The sequence below is a fragment of the Vibrio sp. AK197 genome (assembly GCF_053903115.1).
Genome location: NZ_CP096430.1, coordinates 2,667,460 through 2,685,471 on the forward strand (window position 1 = coordinate 2,667,460; position 18,012 = coordinate 2,685,471).

The 18,012-nt window shown below is 43.4% G+C and carries 21 protein-coding genes; 13 read left to right on the forward strand and 8 right to left on the reverse strand.

Annotated features, from left to right (window positions below; all coding sequences use genetic code 11):
- Positions 1-245: 245 nt before the first annotated feature.
- Positions 246-632 carry a hypothetical protein gene (locus tag M1D72_RS19405; RefSeq protein ID WP_222803406.1) on the reverse strand — a complete coding sequence of 129 codons (387 nt, stop codon included), beginning with the start codon at positions 630-632 and terminating at the stop codon, positions 246-248.
- On the reverse strand, positions 625-1,500 hold the full coding sequence (locus M1D72_RS19410) for a hypothetical protein (RefSeq protein ID WP_222803405.1): 876 nt from the start codon (positions 1,498-1,500) through the stop codon (positions 625-627). Before M1D72_RS19410 ends, M1D72_RS19405 begins: the two co-directional genes overlap by 8 nt.
- A gap of 698 nt (positions 1,501-2,198) precedes the next feature.
- Here M1D72_RS19410 and M1D72_RS19415 point away from each other — a divergent pair.
- From M1D72_RS19415 to M1D72_RS19470, 12 genes are all read left to right on the forward strand, one after another.
- Complete coding sequence (locus M1D72_RS19415) at positions 2,199-2,438, forward strand: MerR family transcriptional regulator (RefSeq protein WP_017048924.1); 240 nt, start codon at positions 2,199-2,201, stop codon at positions 2,436-2,438.
- A gap of 1 nt (position 2,439) precedes the next feature.
- A complete protein-coding gene (locus tag M1D72_RS19420; RefSeq protein WP_456296239.1) occupies positions 2,440-2,784 on the forward strand; it encodes a TraK family protein in 345 nt (114 codons plus the stop codon).
- A gap of 343 nt (positions 2,785-3,127) precedes the next feature.
- Positions 3,128-3,493 (forward strand): conjugal transfer transcriptional regulator TraJ, encoded by a 366-nt coding sequence (traJ, locus tag M1D72_RS19425; RefSeq protein ID WP_456296240.1) that lies wholly within the window; start codon positions 3,128-3,130, stop codon positions 3,491-3,493.
- A 2-nt stretch (positions 3,494-3,495) separates the two neighbouring features.
- Complete coding sequence (traI, locus tag M1D72_RS19430; RefSeq protein ID WP_456296241.1) at positions 3,496-5,268, forward strand: TraI/MobA(P) family conjugative relaxase; 1,773 nt, start codon at positions 3,496-3,498, stop codon at positions 5,266-5,268.
- Positions 5,269-5,297: 29 nt separating this feature from the next.
- Positions 5,298-6,074: a P-type conjugative transfer protein TrbJ gene (gene trbJ, locus M1D72_RS19435; RefSeq protein WP_193267246.1), complete on the forward strand. Its 777-nt coding sequence runs from the start codon at positions 5,298-5,300 to the stop codon at positions 6,072-6,074.
- Positions 6,075-6,076: 2 nt separating this feature from the next.
- Positions 6,077-6,265 carry a hypothetical protein gene (locus tag M1D72_RS19440; protein WP_055467082.1) on the forward strand — a complete coding sequence of 63 codons (189 nt, stop codon included), beginning with the start codon at positions 6,077-6,079 and terminating at the stop codon, positions 6,263-6,265.
- 2 nt (positions 6,266-6,267) lie between these two features.
- On the forward strand, positions 6,268-7,359 hold the full coding sequence (gene trbL / locus M1D72_RS19445) for a P-type conjugative transfer protein TrbL (protein WP_456296242.1): 1,092 nt from the start codon (positions 6,268-6,270) through the stop codon (positions 7,357-7,359).
- 101 nt (positions 7,360-7,460) lie between these two features.
- Entirely contained in the window at positions 7,461-7,706 is a 246-nt protein-coding gene (locus tag M1D72_RS19450) for a hypothetical protein (protein ID WP_456296243.1), read from the forward strand.
- Positions 7,707-7,873: 167 nt separating this feature from the next.
- Positions 7,874-8,536 (forward strand): hypothetical protein, encoded by a 663-nt coding sequence (locus M1D72_RS19455; RefSeq protein WP_456296244.1) that lies wholly within the window; start codon positions 7,874-7,876, stop codon positions 8,534-8,536.
- A 547-nt stretch (positions 8,537-9,083) separates the two neighbouring features.
- Entirely contained in the window at positions 9,084-9,365 is a 282-nt protein-coding gene (locus M1D72_RS19460) for a hypothetical protein (protein WP_158141134.1), read from the forward strand.
- Between the two features lie 302 nt (positions 9,366-9,667).
- A complete protein-coding gene (locus M1D72_RS19465; RefSeq protein ID WP_158141135.1) occupies positions 9,668-9,841 on the forward strand; it encodes a hypothetical protein in 174 nt (57 codons plus the stop codon).
- Positions 9,842-9,894: 53 nt separating this feature from the next.
- Entirely contained in the window at positions 9,895-11,451 is a 1,557-nt protein-coding gene (locus M1D72_RS19470) for an anti-phage dCTP deaminase (protein WP_456296245.1), read from the forward strand.
- A gap of 146 nt (positions 11,452-11,597) precedes the next feature.
- On the opposite strand, the gene M1D72_RS19475 is transcribed toward M1D72_RS19470, so the two are convergent.
- The 6 genes from M1D72_RS19475 to M1D72_RS19500 form a co-directional block, all read right to left on the reverse strand.
- Positions 11,598-12,383 carry a hypothetical protein gene (locus M1D72_RS19475; protein WP_456296246.1) on the reverse strand — a complete coding sequence of 262 codons (786 nt, stop codon included), beginning with the start codon at positions 12,381-12,383 and terminating at the stop codon, positions 11,598-11,600.
- A gap of 102 nt (positions 12,384-12,485) precedes the next feature.
- A complete protein-coding gene (locus tag M1D72_RS19480; RefSeq protein ID WP_317344629.1) occupies positions 12,486-13,373 on the reverse strand; it encodes an FRG domain-containing protein in 888 nt (295 codons plus the stop codon).
- Between the two features lie 157 nt (positions 13,374-13,530).
- Entirely contained in the window at positions 13,531-14,259 is a 729-nt protein-coding gene (locus M1D72_RS19485) for a hypothetical protein (protein WP_317344631.1), read from the reverse strand.
- A complete protein-coding gene (locus tag M1D72_RS19490) occupies positions 14,256-14,672 on the reverse strand; it encodes a hypothetical protein (RefSeq protein ID WP_317344633.1) in 417 nt (138 codons plus the stop codon). Before M1D72_RS19490 ends, M1D72_RS19485 begins: the two co-directional genes overlap by 4 nt.
- 83 nt (positions 14,673-14,755) lie before the next feature.
- On the reverse strand, positions 14,756-14,983 hold the full coding sequence (locus M1D72_RS19495) for a DUF2188 domain-containing protein (RefSeq protein ID WP_456296247.1): 228 nt from the start codon (positions 14,981-14,983) through the stop codon (positions 14,756-14,758).
- Between the two features lie 11 nt (positions 14,984-14,994).
- The gene (locus M1D72_RS19500) at positions 14,995-15,129 is read right to left on the reverse strand and encodes a zinc ribbon-containing protein (RefSeq protein WP_082038639.1); all 135 of its coding nucleotides are present in this window, start codon (positions 15,127-15,129) and stop codon (positions 14,995-14,997) included.
- 988 nt (positions 15,130-16,117) lie between these two features.
- On the opposite strand from M1D72_RS19500, the gene M1D72_RS19505 reads away from it, so the two are divergent.
- A complete protein-coding gene (locus tag M1D72_RS19505) occupies positions 16,118-17,584 on the forward strand; it encodes a leucyl aminopeptidase (protein WP_456296248.1) in 1,467 nt (488 codons plus the stop codon).
- The last annotated feature ends 428 nt before the right edge of the window (positions 17,585-18,012 follow it).

Consider the following 18,012-nt stretch of genomic DNA (forward strand, 5'->3'; position numbering starts at 1 on the left):
GATAGCCTGATTTTAGTTAAATCAAAGCTGGCGACTTTAATAAAACGCGATTTTAGAGTGTGGGCGAAACTACCTCAGTCATGATTATAGTAGCTATTGTTAATTAAAATAATCAAATGATACGTATCAAAAGCCTACCTGTAGGGGGTGGCCTTTTTTATTAGAATGAGTATGAGACGATACAAAAGACAATGGGTTAGATTAATTCGGAATTGATTTTGGCTTCCTGGTATCACTAATGTCAATTACTCTTTAGACAAGTCACTCATGAGTGTTGATAACGGGATATAAAACATAATTCCAACTAAGAAAGTAACCACCTGAGCTATGTAAAAGTTGAAGTTAATATCAGGTATCAACTGGAATCCGATATACATTGCCATAGACAAAATAGACACAACAAAGATGTATACCTGATAAGTGCTAAACCTATCTCTTTTCTTGTTTTTATCAGGTACATCAAGTGTCTTAGCTAGTAACTGTCCGTACATGATAGAAGTCGCTAGAGAGAAGTCAGAGAGCTTTAAGAATGACATTAGCTCATTGTTAAGCATCTTTATCAAGAACAGCACCAGAAGCGGCAACGCTATGAATACCGCTTCTTTCTTCGCTGTGTCATAACTTCTAGTCATTTTCTAAGTCCAATGTGAATTGCTCTATCTCGCTTTGCGGGACAACTCGAATCACTTTTAAAATCTCGGTTTCGTATGATACTTTTTTCTTGAGCTTGTTAGTTCTTCGCTTCGTTCTTACTTGAACATGTAAAGCATCACCAGGCCATATTTGTTCTTCATGGTTCGACCATTTTTTGAACCATTTCTCGTCTAACATTTTCGCGCTGAAATTCTTAGGTTTGCGTGTATTGCACTCAAAGTCCCATTGTAGATTCTCAACATAAGACGGACGACGAACAATGAACACCTCTTTAGACGGAAAAGGCTGAACAGTGTCTTCAAAAATTTGGTCTCCCGTTCGAGGGCAAGAAAAATCTTTATTTATGTCATCAAAGTCTAGTTCACGACCGAATTGAACCAAATCGGATGGTGAAAGCATACCCTTGGCTTTGTAGATTTTGTTCAATGCGTTTGCCACATCTATCAAGTGAGCATCACCCTCACAAGTGAATTGCTCAAAAGATGATTCATTTGCAGATGCTATTGTATAGACGTTATCCACGAACTTTCGTACATCACTTTCTGAATCAATCTTATTAGCCGTAGCGATTTCTTTTCTTACGCCATTATAGATGCCGTCAAAGATGTTATTCAGCTTTGCATTGAGAATTTTGTCTTTCAGCTTTGTACCAATATCCGCGATACAAGAGCCTTCGCGAGTACTGTTTAATGAAGAAATAAACTCTATGTCTTTGCCGTAGCCTTTAATAAAAGCTTCTTGAAGTTCGTTGAACCCCTCGATGTATACAGCCATTGCGTGAAAGACTCGCTCTGGTCTTTCCTCGGTTTTGTCGAAGTCGATTCGGATTGAGTAGCCAACAGACATATAATTCTCCATTATTCAGTCTGTTAGATTTTCACCTGTAACTGGCGATGACACAAGTAGTTTGTCGTTGCAGATTAACGCAAGTTCATCAAAAGCAATAACAGGAGTAAGTGAAGTAAATCATTAAATTTGGCCTCGGTTTGGAGCGTTTACGAGTTAACACTTTCGTTTCATAAGCTCACATATATTGATATTGACACTTGAGGGGCACATTCACGCTGTGCAAAGAAGCCATAAAATGGACACCTTCAACCATAGTGATTTAAATCACAAATAAAGATGTAAAACAGAGAAAAATCAATTAAGCAATTTTACAAGTTAAGCGTATTCCCCCCCGAATTAATCCAACTCTACTGACTATCTCACTCGCTTGATTCCACTCCTCTCTCTTTATTTATAAATACAGAACAAAGGTAAATTTTAATAATTAAAACAACAGGATAAATAACCAACCATATCAATAGAGATATTAATGTTCGATATACCGAAATCAAGAACGCTCAAAATCAGCAAAGACTCTATTTTAGCCGCTAAAAAATAGAAAACATCAAATCAAAAAACTTACGACATATCGAAAATTGTCGACAAAATTCACGAAAAGTATAGCTATACCACCGAAAAGCTTCCATTTGACACGAAAACTCACATTTCATACGCTCAAATTCAAAGTAATAACGAACGTTACGAAGGAGAGCAACATGACGACTGAAGAATGGTTGTACAACAAATACGGAAATTCTCCGCTGCTGTCATTTACTCAGGTTGCGGAGATCCTGCATCGCAGTCCTGAAGGGTTGAGAATTACTCTTCGCACTAACTGTGATTTAGCCAACAAGCTGAAACCCAATCGACTCAAAATAGGCAGACGCGTTTATTTCAAGGTCTCCGATATCGCCAACTTAATTGACCAGGCTACCCCGGACAATATGGAGGCTTGAGATGCCGGATTCCGTCAAAGAGCTGCAAGCCTGGATTATTCAGCGTCAGCCCAATACTCGCTCACCCACCAAGCAGGAAGTCCTTGCAACCTTCCTTGGCGTTCAACCCTTCGTCGAGGAAAGCATTGAGGCCGGATATAACCTCAAAACCATCTGGGAGTACCTGACGGAGCAGAAATATATCTCGTTCCGCTATGAAACGTTTCTGCGCTACGTAAAGCAGTACATCGCGACGAAGTCCAAGCCCTGCACAACCAATAAGCCAGATGAAGAAAAGCAGAACGTTTCGCGCAAAATCAGCGGATTTTCGTTTGATGGCAAGCCAAATAAGCAGGACTTGATATGAATACGCCGCCACGCAGTTTACCCGCTGTCAGCTCGCAGTCGCGGCACTACCAACGCGCAACGCAGACACAACTTTGTGTGTTTTTCGCTGGTATTGATGTGGTTTGTTCGTGTTTTTGCCTGCTTTTGGGCTGGTTTACGCGCAATTGCGCGACAGCAGCGCAGCATACCTGCGGTATCCAAAACACAGTTGCGGGTGATATTGCGGGCAGGATAGGTGAAGTGGTCCCCCCGACAAGTCGGCGGTTACCACTTCACTTCCCTTATTCGCGCCAGGGCGCTCAACGGTAATCCTGCCCTGCGGGGCCGAGTCAGTAACAGACGGTTCGAGACGGAGACAACACATGAATCATTCACAGAAAGTCACCAGGAAGAATACGACGCCAATCAAAGTCTATTGCCTGCCGGAAGAGCGTGAACGGATTGAAGCCAACGCCAAACAAGCCGGGCTGAGCGTATCCACTTACCTGCGCAGAATTGGTCAGGGACGCCAAGTGAAAAGCGTCGTCGATGCACAGCAGGTGCGGGAACTGGTTAAGGTCAATGGCGATCTTGGCCGTCTTGGCGGTTTACTCAAACTCTGGCTGACCAACGATGTTAAAGCCGCGCAAATCGGTGTGCCGACCATCAAGGCCGTGCTGAACCGGATTGATACCACGAAAGATCAGATGAGCACCATCATGGAGTCGGTCCTGCGCCAAAGGTCATAGTCATGATTGTCAAACACATTCCGATGCGTTCCACGCACAAATCTGATTTTGCCGGCTTAATCAATTACCTCACCGATGCTCAGAGCAAAGAGCACCGCTTGGGGCACGTTAAGCTGACGAACTGCCACGCCGATTCCGTCCGGGACGCAATCAGCGAAGTACTTGCCACTCAGCAGTCGAACACCCGGGCAAAGAACGATAAAACCTATCACCTGATCATCAGCTTCCGAGCCAGTGAACAGCTTGCTCAGGACGTGCTTTCAGAGATTGAAAAACGTGTGTGTGACAGCCTTGGATTTAACGGACATCAACGTATCAGCGCCGTTCACAACGACACGGACAACCTGCATATCCATGTTGCCATCAATAAGATTCACCCAATGCGCCACACCATGCATGAACCGTATGCCGCCTATCGAACCTTAGCCGAACAATGTGAGCAGTTAGAAAAAGCGTTTGGACTCCAGCAGGACAATCATACGCCGCAACAAACTCACAACGCTGCGCGCGCGGCTGACATGGAACGACACTCTGGTATTGAAAGCCTGGCCGGTTGGATCAAACGAGAGTGTTTAGACGAGATGAAAGCCGCCCAAACCTGGGCAGAATTACACGATACCTGCCGCACACATGGCCTAACGCTATCGGCCAAAGGTAATGGCTTGGTTTTCTCGGCTGACAATGGCATCACGGTCAAAGCCAGTACGGTTGCGCGCGATTTCTCAAAACCCAAATTAGAAGCTCGATTCGGCGCTTTCCAATCGGCTAAGACCGATAGCAATCACTCCGGCCAAGCCGCGCAGCGTAAGTACCAAAAGCAGCCGCTAAAGACACGCATCGATATCAGCGAACTGTATGCACGCTATCAGCGTGAGCAACAAGCTCTCGCGACTCATAAGGCCACCGCTTTAGCCCAGCTTCGCCACAAGAAAAACCAGCAATTCATCAACGCCAAAAATAACAACAAGGTTCGCCGCGCCGCCATCAAACTGACCAGCAGCGGTCGATTTACTAAACGCGTACTGTATTCCCAGGCAAGTCAGGCGCTGCAAAGCCGCTTGGACTCTATCCATAAACAATATCAACAAGAACGCCAACAGGTTTATCAAACTCACAGCAAGCTCACCTGGGCCGACTGGCTGAAGCACCAAGCGCAACAAGGTGACCAAACCGCATTAGCCGCGTTGCGAGCGCGAGAAGCAGCTCAGGCACTGGATGGCAACACGCTCCAGGGAAACGGACAGACGCGCAAAGACCAGAGCAGTGTGATCGATTCAATCACCAAAACCGGCACCGTTCTGTTTCGCTCCAAAAATGGCGCGGTCCGTGACGATGGTCAGCGCCTCCAGGTTTCGACTCAATCCGACTCCGAAGCGATAACTCAGGCGCTGAAAATAGCCCTGGAGCGTTATGGTAATCAAATCAGTGTCAATGGTTCTCCGGAATTTAAAGCTCGCGTGATCCGCGCAGCGGCAGACACCGGCCTGCCTCTTACTTTCAGCGATAAAGGTCTGGAACAACGTCGATTAGCTTTGCTGTCTGCCAACCATCAGGCCACACCGGCTAAGGCTCAACGCCGTGGTGTTCCGCCAATTGGTAAAGCGCCGCCTGGCATCAGGCGCAACACGCTCAGCACCCTTTCTCAGCTTGATGTCATGCGTTTTGACAAGCCACAGGAGCAAAGGCCATCGGCGCTGGAACAACGTAAAGCGCAACTGCGCGCTGAAATGGCTCAGAAAAAACAGAAACAAGCCACGAAGAGCAGAAGTCGATAAACCACTTAAACGTCAGTAAGGAATACACGATGAACATCAGCACAAAAATTTTAGCGGCTAAAATTCGTCTTTTAGCACTCGGCGGAATAATGGCGCACGCCAGCCCTGTTTGGTCCGGTATACCGGTGGCCGATGGCGTTAACCTGCAACAAAACATCATTTCAGCGATGGAAGCCGTGACGCAGACTGCCAAACAAATCCAGCAGTATCAGTCCCAATTACAGCAGTATGAAAACATGCTACAAAACACCATGGCTCCGGCTTCCTACATCTGGGACCAGGCTCAATCCACGATTCATGATCTGACTCAGGCGACCAATACACTCTCCTATTACCAGAATCAGCTCGGCAGTCTGGACGAGTATCTGGGCAAATTTCAGGACGTGGCCTACTACCGCAGTTCACCTTGTTTTTCCTCTTCAGGGTGCAGTGAAACGGAAAGGACTGCCATGATCCAAAACCGTCGCTTGGCCTCTGAATCTCAGAAAAAAGCCAACGACGCCTTATTCAACAACCTGGCACTCCAGCAAGACAACTTACAAACCGATGCCCGCCAGCTTCAACGATTGCAGTCAGCCGCTCAGGGAGCCGATGGTCAGATGGCGGCTATCGGTTATGCCAATCAACTTGCCAGCAACCAGGCTAACCAACTGCTGCAAATCCGCAGTTTATTGATTGCTCAGCAAAACGCTGTAGGTGCCCGGATGCAGGCAGACGCCGATAAAGAGGCACTGCAACAAGCCGCCCACGAAGCACTTTTTGATTTTGGTTCGCCAACCGACCGTTCCCAAAACAGAGGGTTTTAAGCATGAAAATCACTTCACCTATCGCTTTGTGCCTGCTTACGTCATTGCTTCTGCTTGGCTGTGACCAATCCCAAGACATCAAAGATATCGATTGCGACTCACCGAACCTGACCAAAGCCGAAAAACAACAAGCCAACTGCTTTTGGAACATGGGTGACCCTACCGATCGCAGCCAGAATAAGGGGTTCTGATCATGAAGGCTCGTCAGGTAATTTCCTTGGGCTTGATTGTCCCTTCGGTGACCGCCCATGCTGCCATTGATAACAACGGTGTGCTGGATGACGTCGCATTGCAATTCATGACGGTCGCCAGTACCTGGACTAGCGTGATGACCAACTATGCCAGTTGGCTGTTCTGGCTGCTTGGTACTATCTCTCTGGTTTGGACCGGAGGAACCCTCCTCCTCCGCCAAGCGGATATCAGGGAATTCTTTGCCGAGTTTATCCGCTTCATAATGACGTTCGGCTTCTTTCTGTGGCTGCTACGCAATGGTCCTGAATTTGCCACGTCCATCATCGATTCACTGAGAATCATTGGCGCAGAAGCTGCGGGGTTACCGCGTGAACTGACGCCATCTGAGCCAATCAGTATCGCCCTGGATATTGTGGCTAAATCAGGCAATGCCTACAGCTTTTCCAGCCCCTTCGACAGCCTGGCGATCTTTATCATCACCCTGCTGATTGTCGTGTGTATGACTATCGTTTCTGCCAACGTGTTAGTGGCCTTGGTGTCGGCCTGGGTACTTTGTTATGCAGGAATCTTTGTGCTTGGTTTTGGCGGCTCGCGCTGGACTTCCGATATCGCCATTAACTATTTCCGTAACGTCCTTGGCCTGGCGTTAAAACTCATGACGATGACGCTCATGATCGGCATTGCGATGTCCATCATGGATTCATTCCTGGTCAATCTTTCTGACGATGCCCCCATGCGAGAGCTGCTGGTTATTTTCATTGTTGCTCTGGTCCTGGTGCTATTGATCCACTCCGTTCCCAATATCGTTGCAGGCCTAATCCCAGGCGCTGGATCCGCCGCCAGTTCAGGCAACATCAGTGCCGGAGCAATGGCCGGGGCCGCAATGACCACAGGGGGAATGGCCGCTGGTGCAGTCATGAGCACTGCCGGTGGCGCATCCGCCCTTCAAGCCGCGTTTAAGTCGGCGACCAACTCAGAGATGGCTGAGATGATGACAGGCTCAATTGGCAGCGATTCTGCCAAGTCCGAAGAACCAGGTACAGGTGACACACCGTTTGCCAGAGCTGCAGGTATGGGGCGTGAGTCGAATTGAGTTTTAGCGCGCAGGTAGACGGTTGGCTAAAGAATCACACACCGAAGTTCTGAGAGAACAATTCTTCAGGATTTCACCATTAGGCATAGAGGAGAACAAGCATGGATCTACATTTCCCACCTCAAAACTGGACCGACTTTAGCGCATTTTTCACGGTCATGTTCCTGGTGATGCTGGCGTTTTATTTTGCTGGTCAGTGGGCACACTCCACCAAATACAGTAAGCAGCTTTATCGCTTAGCTGACGTGCTGAAAGGGATTCAAAACAAAGTGGCAAACAAGGCGTATCGAGGAATGATGTCGTTGAATAAGCAAACCAACAAAACCAGAGGTTGGCCGTTCAAGTAAGGCAAATAATCAAGACACACAGGCCGGTGCTCGCAACACCGGCCCGCATTTTCACATTAACCTTCCTGAGAGGTATAACATGACAATAAAACATTATAGAGCACGCTTTAAAGATATAAAGTGCTCATTTTTCACCCTGACATATTCTATCTTCAAAGGGTGATCCCATGACCAACAAAAACAATAGCAGCACCCGACAAAATAAGCACCGTTTTAACAAGTATCGAGGAAAAAGGCTCAAAGCAGTACCAGAAACCACTCGTATCGTCTCAGACCGAGTCGCTAAATTCCCGGTACGTAGCTTTATGCTCAAATCGCTGGATATATGCCGCAAAGACGCTCGCCTCCGAATGTACCGAATACTCGAAACCTTAATTGATGCAGTAGATTGGTCGACTTTGCGTATCGGCGTAGCCAAAAAAGAGTTCTTGGACCCAATTACATACAAAGCCTTCATGAAACGCCATGAACGACTGCACAACGAAACGATTCCCCGTTCCACTTGGTACCGGTATATCAAAAAAATCACCGATGCAGGCTACTTAAATAGTATCACTGCAAGAATGAGTACGAGTGAAGGAAAGGTCTTCAACAAGCCCGCTTATAAATGGTTCACGAAAAAATTCATGACTGAACTCGGGTTCAAAAAAGATTGGCTTTCTCAGCAACAAGAGCACGCTCTGAAATCTCTCAAAGCTAAAGGGCTAAGTAATCAATGGCGAGTATTTAAAGGCCACGGTGCTCGTATCGCTCATTCTATGGCGATATCACTGCAAACAACGCAGGACTATCGTTATTGCGAAGCAGAGCCTTTTAGCAACGAGAGCTGACGGTACCTAAATCAAGCTCAACACTTCAATACAACACGCCGGTTTACTCCGGTCATATTCGCACGCCTGGCATCTGGAAATGTTCAATTTTTCGCCACTAATGAGCGATTCTGACCCCACCCCAAACTCCAATTTCTACAGATTTACTCATCAATCACTGTTCAGTAGCCCTTAAAACGAAAAAATTTAACTCGTACAAACCATATCGTCGATAAAGTGAGACTCTAAAACGGGACCACGGGAAGCACGAGAAGTGAGAACTGTACAGACTTCCTAACCTATTACTTCATGCATTGATTCATGCCTCGTACCTCCCCATGAATCAATGTCTTCGCGAACTTACGTTCGAATAAAATTTGAAGGTTTACGCTGCGCTATGCCCAAAGGGGCAAGCCCCTCTGGACTCCCTCATTGGTAACTTGGTCACCTGCTGTCGGTATAGGTTACTTATTGAGCATTAGTGCACGTGGTGAGATGATGGTTTGTACGCCAAGAAGTGAATGAATTAAACCACTGAGATCAACGTAGCTCGATCAATAGAGGTAACATGAAAAGAAAAGAACCTAATACAGAGCCACCACGCCCCCTCACAGAAGCCGAAAAGGAAAACTTGAGGAATGATATGCTGGAGTCGTCAAAATGGGCCAGAGAAGAGCTGAGAAAGAGAAAAACAGCCAAATCATCCAGTTCTGAGCAACTAGACCAGGATGGACCAAGACCACTCACACCTGAAGAAATTGAAGATCTGCGCCAGGACATGAAAGATGCGTCGGCCAAGATGAAAGAAGTTTTGGAAAAGAGATATAGCTCGAAGCTACGTCGCAACTAGGTAGGTAAAAGATAATTTGAGAATGTATAAGACGTTATATGTTTTCCGAGGCAGAAGAAACAAGTAACCAAAACATAAATTATTGATATTAAAGAACAAAAAATCAACATAAAAATCTTAATACAGCTATTAGTTATTCTTCATCAAGTTGAGCAACACCTCACATAAGAAAAATAAAGTTGTTTCATAGGGTGCTTTTACTATCATTGAGATGATATCTTCAAATCAAACGCAATAGAAATTTTATTGAAAGCACGGATTGCTTGTGTATAATTTGCGCGAATTTTTTCAAGGTGAATGCAATGAATATTGTTGATATGGCTGTGTCTGAAACTCGTACTGCTGAGAAAGTAAGCAAACATCCTTCTACCTCCCAAAAGGCAACGGTATCTTCAATTCACCAGAAGAAAAAGATGATCGCATTCGAAAATGCAAAGAAAAACCTCAAGGTAGCAGCAAGTAAGCTTGATTGGTAAAGTTGTTATGTCTGATAATATGACCCTATATGCGCAATCTATAGGGACTTATAATGCCAGCAGAAACTGTTACGAGTATATCCCCTTCACAATCTCCTTCGGCGGCGAATAGCGGCTATAGAAACTCGCTTGAAGCTATACGTTCTAGACACTCACAAGAGCTCGTTATAGGCCTCTGTGGTGCTGTTGGTGCAGGAATTAATAGACTTAAAAGCGTCGTAATTACTGAACTAAAGTCCGCCAACTATCATGTCGAACACATAAAGCTCAGTGACTTAATTGCAGCTACCCAACCAGATCCAGAATCCATACTCAGTTTACGTGGATTTCAGCGCTACAATACTCTACAGGATCTCGGAGATCAGCTTAGAAAGCAGCATTCAAACACTACAGTTGCTGAAATTGGCATTCGCAGAATACATCTAATCAGAAACTCAATATTTGGTGATGGAAGTGATAGTGGTAAAGCTGTCAAAGTCACAAAAAAAGTAGCATATGTCGTTGATCAGATAAAACACCACGATGAAGTAGCTCTGTTTCAAGAAGTCTACAGAAAAAACTTCTATCTCATTGGCCTTCTGAGAACTAAGGATCAAAGAGAGAAGAACCTCAAGGAAGAAGGCATTACAGACGGTACTGAAGCGATAAAGCTCATAGAAAGAGATCGGAATAGTAATGACAAATTTGGTCAGCATGTGGAGAAAGCAATCCAAATGTCAGACTACTTTATCAGAAACCTCGATGATACTACAGAACTCAGTCGGTCTATAAAAAGGTTCATAAACTTGGTCCATGGAGTCGGGAATCACACACCTACTAGAGATGAGAGAGGCATTTACTCAGCTCAATCAGCATCGCTCTCTTCAGCTTGCCTATCTAGACAAGTAGGCGCTGCAATCATGGATGATAAAGGGAAAATAATTGCTACAGGATGCAATGATGTCCCTCAGTTTGGAGGAGGCCTCTACGATAACGACAGTAAAAAAGACTTGCGGTGTTATAACCAATCAGGGTGTCAAAACGATAAACACAAATTACAACTGAAAGAACAGATAAAACAGATTCTTGTCGGTGAAGGAATCTCTGAACCAGGAAGAGTTGCTGACATTATCTTCAACAATTCAAAAGCAAAATCACTTATTGAGTATTCCAGAGCAATACACGCCGAAATGGATGCAATAGTCTCTCTAGCTCGCAGCAGCGGAGCAAGTACTATTGGAAAAACTTTGTATTGTACAACATTTCCTTGTCACAATTGTGCCAGACATATCGTAGCTGCAGGTATTACAAGCGTTGTTTACATTGAGCCTTACGAAAAAAGTTTAGCCCTCGATTTACATAGTGACGCAATCTCTCAAATAGATAGTCCAAATCACGATAAATTAGTGCTAAAGAATTTTGAGGGTGTTTCACCAAACAGATACGCAGAGTTCTTTATCTATAAGAAAGAGCGTAAGAATAGCGAAGGTGAAGTAATTAATTATGAATTACCTACCTCCAATCAAGTAGAGCCACATCAACTAGACTGCTACGTAGATTATGAAGTTAAAGTCGCCGACTTTGCCAATCAATCAGTTGGAGAGGATTCATACTCTGCCCCTGATACATGATATGGAAATTATAAAGTTTTTAGTTCCGAGAACCATCATCGCTTATTTTTTAAAGGTGGTTGTAATCCTGAATAAAATACCAAGAGACGGAACTGTGTGAGATGAGAATATGGCGAAAATTAACTATTGACGCCATACTCATGGCGTTATTTAGTTTTGCAAAAATATACTTCCGCCTCTTCTTTTGCACTTCCATTCAAGCCTTTATAATATTCTCCACTTTTGAACACCTTACACTGCCGTTCAAAATTGATAATTTTATTACTACCACTTATTACTATTACTTTAATTGGTTGAAAACTTGCGAAGCAAAGACACGCTGTAACGAACCAGGCAGTTTTTCTGAAGCGTTGAAAACCCATCAAGTTGAAGATTGGATTAACTAACAACCTAAATGGCCACCACACCAATACGACTAATATATAAATCATCCAACCGAGGTGAGAAAATGACTGTTCAGGGAATAATCCCTTGAGCAAAAGATCTCCGTAGCTTTTTATAAATAGTAATCCTAAAAGCAATCCATATAAAGCATATATTCGTAACCCATGAGCAAATATTTTATAAAAAATATCTTTGTAGTAATTAACATTACCTACTCGTAAACAGTACCAAGCAGTAAAAACTAAAGATAATGTGGCTGCATACAGGATACCATTAGCGATATAGATCGCGACTATGTGAACTGGATTAAATACAGATATTGTTTTGAATACAGCCCAAGACTTTTCAACTAAGGCTAAAAATAAACACGCGACTGACAAGAATCCTAATGCATTAAAAATGTCAACACCGGAATTCTGAAGCTGGGTAGAGCATGCATAACTATTATCTAAGACTGGATTCTTGATAAATCCAACCATTCGCTTCCTAAATTCCGGAAAAGGTATTTCATCTAGCACTCTTGCCAATATTTGTCGATAATTATCCATACTATCCCTACTACATAATGATGAGAACAGTTGCAAAATACAAGGCGCTACATTTTGGAAACCAAAACTCGTGATATGTATTTTTTCAATTCATTCGCCTTGTTAGAGTAAATTACGAAGAAAGTAACTTGTTTCCTTTCTTTTTATATCTCGAGATAAGGATTCAAGACCCGGATATATAAAAGATTCCGATATACCTAATGCTTGCAAGTCGTGGAAAATTTGTAGTGAATATTCATATGGTATAAATATTTTATTCAAAATATTTCGTAATGCAGTGTAATAATCCAATGGCCATATATTTGCACCATGCAGAGTAAAGTGCCCCGATTGCGATCTAATTCTTGTATCTATATGACTAGATTGAACCGCAATTGGTGTATAATTACTGCTTGGTTTATTCATTGGATCAAAATAAGAATCCCACTTATCAGGCTCTTCAGATATGTAAATTTTGTCTGATCTACCAATAGAGGTTTTATTTAATTTGGATGGACTAACAACAAATACTGCAGCACCATGAGGGCAAAACTCATCATGTTCCAAAAATTCTTCTGAAGCGGTATGATCATATATCTTTTCTTCTTCTGATTTTGGAAATGATTCTAATGCAAAAAACAAAGCAACTAGGGCATTTTCCGTCCAATCCAGCAATCTGGTAGGTAACCCATAATGTTGCATCAAAAACATCCATTCGAAATTATTTTTAGGCTCTCGACCTAAAAATGGCATTGCTCTCGATTTAAATTCGTAAAACATCCTTTCAGGATTGATTCCTGTAACTGTTCCACCTTCGGAGATGACTATTTGTCCGTCTTCGACTTGATTACCTCTACCATCCGTCAATGGAACACTATCACGCAGAACAGATGGTGTAAGTCTATATGAGGCATTTGCGTGACCACGAAACCATGCATCATCCACTTGGTCTACAATAGATGTCGCTATTGATATATACTCTGATAAAGATGTTGCAACATATTTTTCCAAATGTAACTCCGAATTTAATTATTATCACTCTAAAGCCATGTTAAGGTGTGAGCAACGCAATACCGATTCCGCCGCATACCACCTTAAACGCCAAACACAACGCATAGTGAAAATGCCACGCGTTGCGAATCACTCTTAAACAGTTTGTATACAGTATTTATTTGCAAAACGATTTCTTAAAGTTGTTGTACCACTTTGTACTCCAAGACATTTGCTGACAAAGGAACAGTAACTCTTTTTCATCGTTTACATTATTCCTAGTTATTAGGTCATGAGTGGACTTGTTGACAATTAAGCCATTATCCAAATAGTGGGCAATTTGAGGATAGGCACTTTTGCTACGTATGTGTGAAAACTCAGCTGTCCTTATATTCAAATCATCTCCAGTCAACTCATCCTTCGTTATTTTATGGACTTTGATTCTTATTGATTTTAGTCTTTTCAGCTTTTCTGAAGTTTGCTCATAGCGTTTAGCTCTAAGTTCTCGAGCTCGAGAACATCGGCGTGTCGCAACCAATAGTGCATAGGAATACTCCAAATAGTCTTCTGTATTTAGTTTTCCTGCGTAATTTACTCGCTCGTCCAAGTTTTTACACAATGAAGAACCACTAACATAAATATCCCCATTTTCTACTACAATTTTTTCATTGTTCGGCAGCTTTGAAACCCAGTATTTTGCATTTCCCTTAGTGGTTCTAATTACGGTATGCAATTTGCTTGATTCAACCCAAACAATACCCTCATCATTTATTATCCCAATTTTATCCCAAGCATTATCAATACCTTTTATGGTTTTAGAGTCTAAGTGCTCAAACTGCTCCATGCTTGGTTTTTTATACAAACCCTTAACGCTTTCACTCTTAAAAGGTAACAACTCATGCATCATTGCACCATTTCATTATAAATATCATTCAAAGCTCTTGTTGCTGCTTCTGAACGACTATCACTACATACGTCAGGATGTATTGCTTTCAGCACTTTATTTCTCCATTTTTTAGCAACAGATTTGTCTTTATAATGATTAACATCTACTTCTAAAAAATCGAGCCTAATCTTTCCGGATGTGTATAAGAGTACAAAGATGTACTTATTACTTTCAGATATGAAATCTCCATCTGATTTTTGTGGTTCTGAAATGTACAAGGCGCGAAGAGATGTTATTTTATCGAATAGTTCATTCCACCCTCTTGCATTAATTGATGAAATATTTTCAAGGTCACAATTTATCTTTTCCTTTACTGATTTAAAGCTTCCCAATTTCTTTAATGCTCTGAGTGAGTCGCAATCCCTCCAGTCCATTATTATCTCCTTACTCTAATACTACTAACGCCTCAATCAGCCGACGCAATAGCGGTCGGCTGCATTGATTTGTTAAATTTTAGTTATCCTTTTGGAGGGAAAGGATCGTTACCGTGGCTATCTTTTCCACCAATTTGGCCGTCCTTATTATGAATAACCAACTCAGTATTTTGATTTTGGCTAATTTCTCTCGCTCGATCTACCGCATCCTGTTTTCTGTCAAAATGACCAGATGAACGTTGCCCGCCGCTCTGCTTAATGTCCCAGCCACCATCAGAGTTTGGAACAACGTGCGTAGATTTACCACTCATAACACTCCCTCCTATGGTGTGTACTCAGTTTCTTGGCATTTTGGACAAGGCGGTAAAGTATCGGAGTTGTCATCTAATACAACCACCTGTCCGCAGTTATCACATGTGTATGCACCTTTTCCTGGTTTTTCCCCAGTGGTAGACATATCGTTTCTCCATTCAATTCCCTTGAAATGGCACTGCACTTGCCGTGAGGGATACGCGGAAAGATGCCAAGAAATTTAACAGTCTTTTTTAAGCAGACATTGTTTATATGAGATTTTAAGAAAACACAGACACCATCATATCAATGCACTGATTTATATGGTCAATTCTACTAAACACTCTGCAACTACAGAACATGTCTATCTCACCACCAATAATCTACTAAGCTCATAATCTGCCATTGATAAAAGGCGGTCAAGAAATGACAAAAGAAACGTGTCTATTATGTGCTGACTAGCCGGTTTTGTTGTGGGAAAATATTGCCTCTTCGGTCTTGGGGTACAGGAGTGGTGAAGGGCTCGATCGGAGAGTTCTGATATCACAGAGTGTGAGTACTGTACCGAAAAAAAGGTACGCTACCGGTACAGTCACTAGTTTTGACAACTTTAGAGAAACTACGCTAAACTACTGTTTAGTAAATACTTTAAGGTATTTTTAGTTACGCTTAATTTACCTCGGTTTTCCTAGACTTACTGCGTTAGTGGCTAACTCATAATCGATTGGTCCGCAGTTCAAGTCTGCGAGGGGCCACCATATTCTAAAAGCCTGATGAAGTCATTCGTCAGGCTTTTTTCGTTTTCTCTCCGTGCGCTCTTTCAAATCGATAGCAAGTCACTTAATTCATTCACTGTATTTGCTCTTACCAAAACACCTCAGGGGCTCAGTTATATGACCCAACCCGCAATGCGCGTTTCATATTATAACAATGCATATTGATCGACCGAGCTTAGTTGCGAATTGAATAGCCATCCCGTACCCTACTGACAGGCGTTGTTTTATAAAGAAAACCCACTTAATTCCTATCGCTTGGCTCTGCGCTTATCGCTCTCTGCTCAAACTTTATATGGCTTCACGTCGTGTTTTCTTTGTCATTCCGTGACCCCTCATTATTCAACGCCGATACAATAAATTAGTAAGGACACCTCACAGATGAAGATACAGTTTTCTCCGCTCACACTACCCACTGATGGTAACGCTCTATTTTTGATGGCTAAAGGCGCTCCGCTTTCTAAGCTTGCACAGCAATTGGATGCCCAGACCCAAGGCGCGCTCACTCGGGCGCTTGAGGTAGAAGAGTTTTCCGCGAGCAAAGACGCCTTGATTCATATCGTTGCCCCTTCCGGTAGCGAGTTGAAACGAGTACTTATCCTTGGAGTAGAAAGTGGGTCAGATCTTGATGTTCAGCAAGCAGCAGATACTCTCGTAAAACACATTGAAGCGCTACGTTTAACCGAGCTTAACGTGATTACCGAAGAGCCTGCACAAGCCGCTCATTTTGCCTATGGCTTGCAATTGAGCCACTATCGTTTTGACAAGTACCGCACTCAACCACAACGGCAAGCCAAGTATCAATTAGAAAGTGTCACGTTTTCCTCTGCTAGCCCTCAAGTCGCCCAAGACATGTACCAGCCACTTGATGCGATTGTCGAAGGTGTGAAAGTCACTCGAGATCTCATTTGGGAGCCCGCCAATGTGGTTTACCCTGAGTCCTATGCGCAGTTCTGCGAATGCCTCACAGAACACGGATTAGAAGTTGAAGTCGTCAACAGCCAAACGATGGCTGAACTGGGAATGGGTGCTCTCCTTGGTGTCGGTCAAGGTTCGGCTCGTGAAAGCCTAATGGTTATCTTAAAGTACTCTGGCAGTGACGCTTCTCAAGCGCCAGTGGCCTTTCTAGGGAAAGGCGTTACTTTTGACAGCGGCGGCCTTTCTCTAAAACCCAATGCCAGCATGAATACCATGAAAGAAGATATGGGTGGTGCCGCAACAGTTACTGGCTTAATGGTCACCCTAGCTAAACGTCAAGCAAAAGTGAATGCCATTGGTGTACTTGGTCTGGTTGAAAACATGCCCAGTGATAAGGCCCAGCGCCCTAGCGATGTGGTAACCAGTATGTCAGGACAGACTATCGAGGTCATGAACACCGATGCTGAAGGTCGCCTAGTTCTGTGTGATCTAATGACTTACACACAGCGTAACTTTAAACCTCAAGCGATGTTTGATTTAGCCACACTGACGGGAGCGGTACTGATTGCATTGGGTGAAGAGATCGCCGGTGTATTTTCAAACAATGATGCCCTGGTTGAACAACTCACTACAGCAGGCGAAGTCGAGCAAGAGCTAGTTTGGCGACTGCCAATGGGTGGGCAATTTGACCGCTTACTCAATAGCGATATTGCCGACATGCGCAATAACGGCAACAAGCTACGTATTGGTGGAGCCAGTGTCGCCGCCCAATTCTTAGCACGCTTTGTTGAAAATGATACACCTTGGGTTCACATTGATATCGCAGGCACTGCCTGGACCAGTGAAGGTCTTCCGAATAAGCCGAAAGGCGCTACAGGCTACGGTGTACGTCTTCTTGATCGTCTAGTCAAAGAGCAATTCGAAAAATAACACCGCTACAAATCTATCGTCATGGGAGCCAATAAGGCTCCCATTTTTTTATCTCAAGAATCAGCGATAGAAGATTTTTTTGCTTTTGGTCACCCATGATCTAAAAGCTTTTAGATCATGGGTGACCAAAAGACTCACTAACTATAAAAGTAAATTAAAACAAAACTTTGTGTATAGAAGTTATCACCATAAAAAACGGGAACCAAAAAGGTTCCCGTTATCCAGAGCAGCATCAACAAAGGTAAACTCAGTTTCTATGATTATTTATATTGCCCCAAAACAGTAGCAATAATTTTTCGATGATGTCGATAAAAGTCGCCAGTTTGTGAGGCAATTATGCTTTCAAGTGGCTCATCACAGCACATACAAACTTTCCTTTCAAATAGACTCGAAAAACGCCACAGCTTCATATAAGTGTCATATCAAGA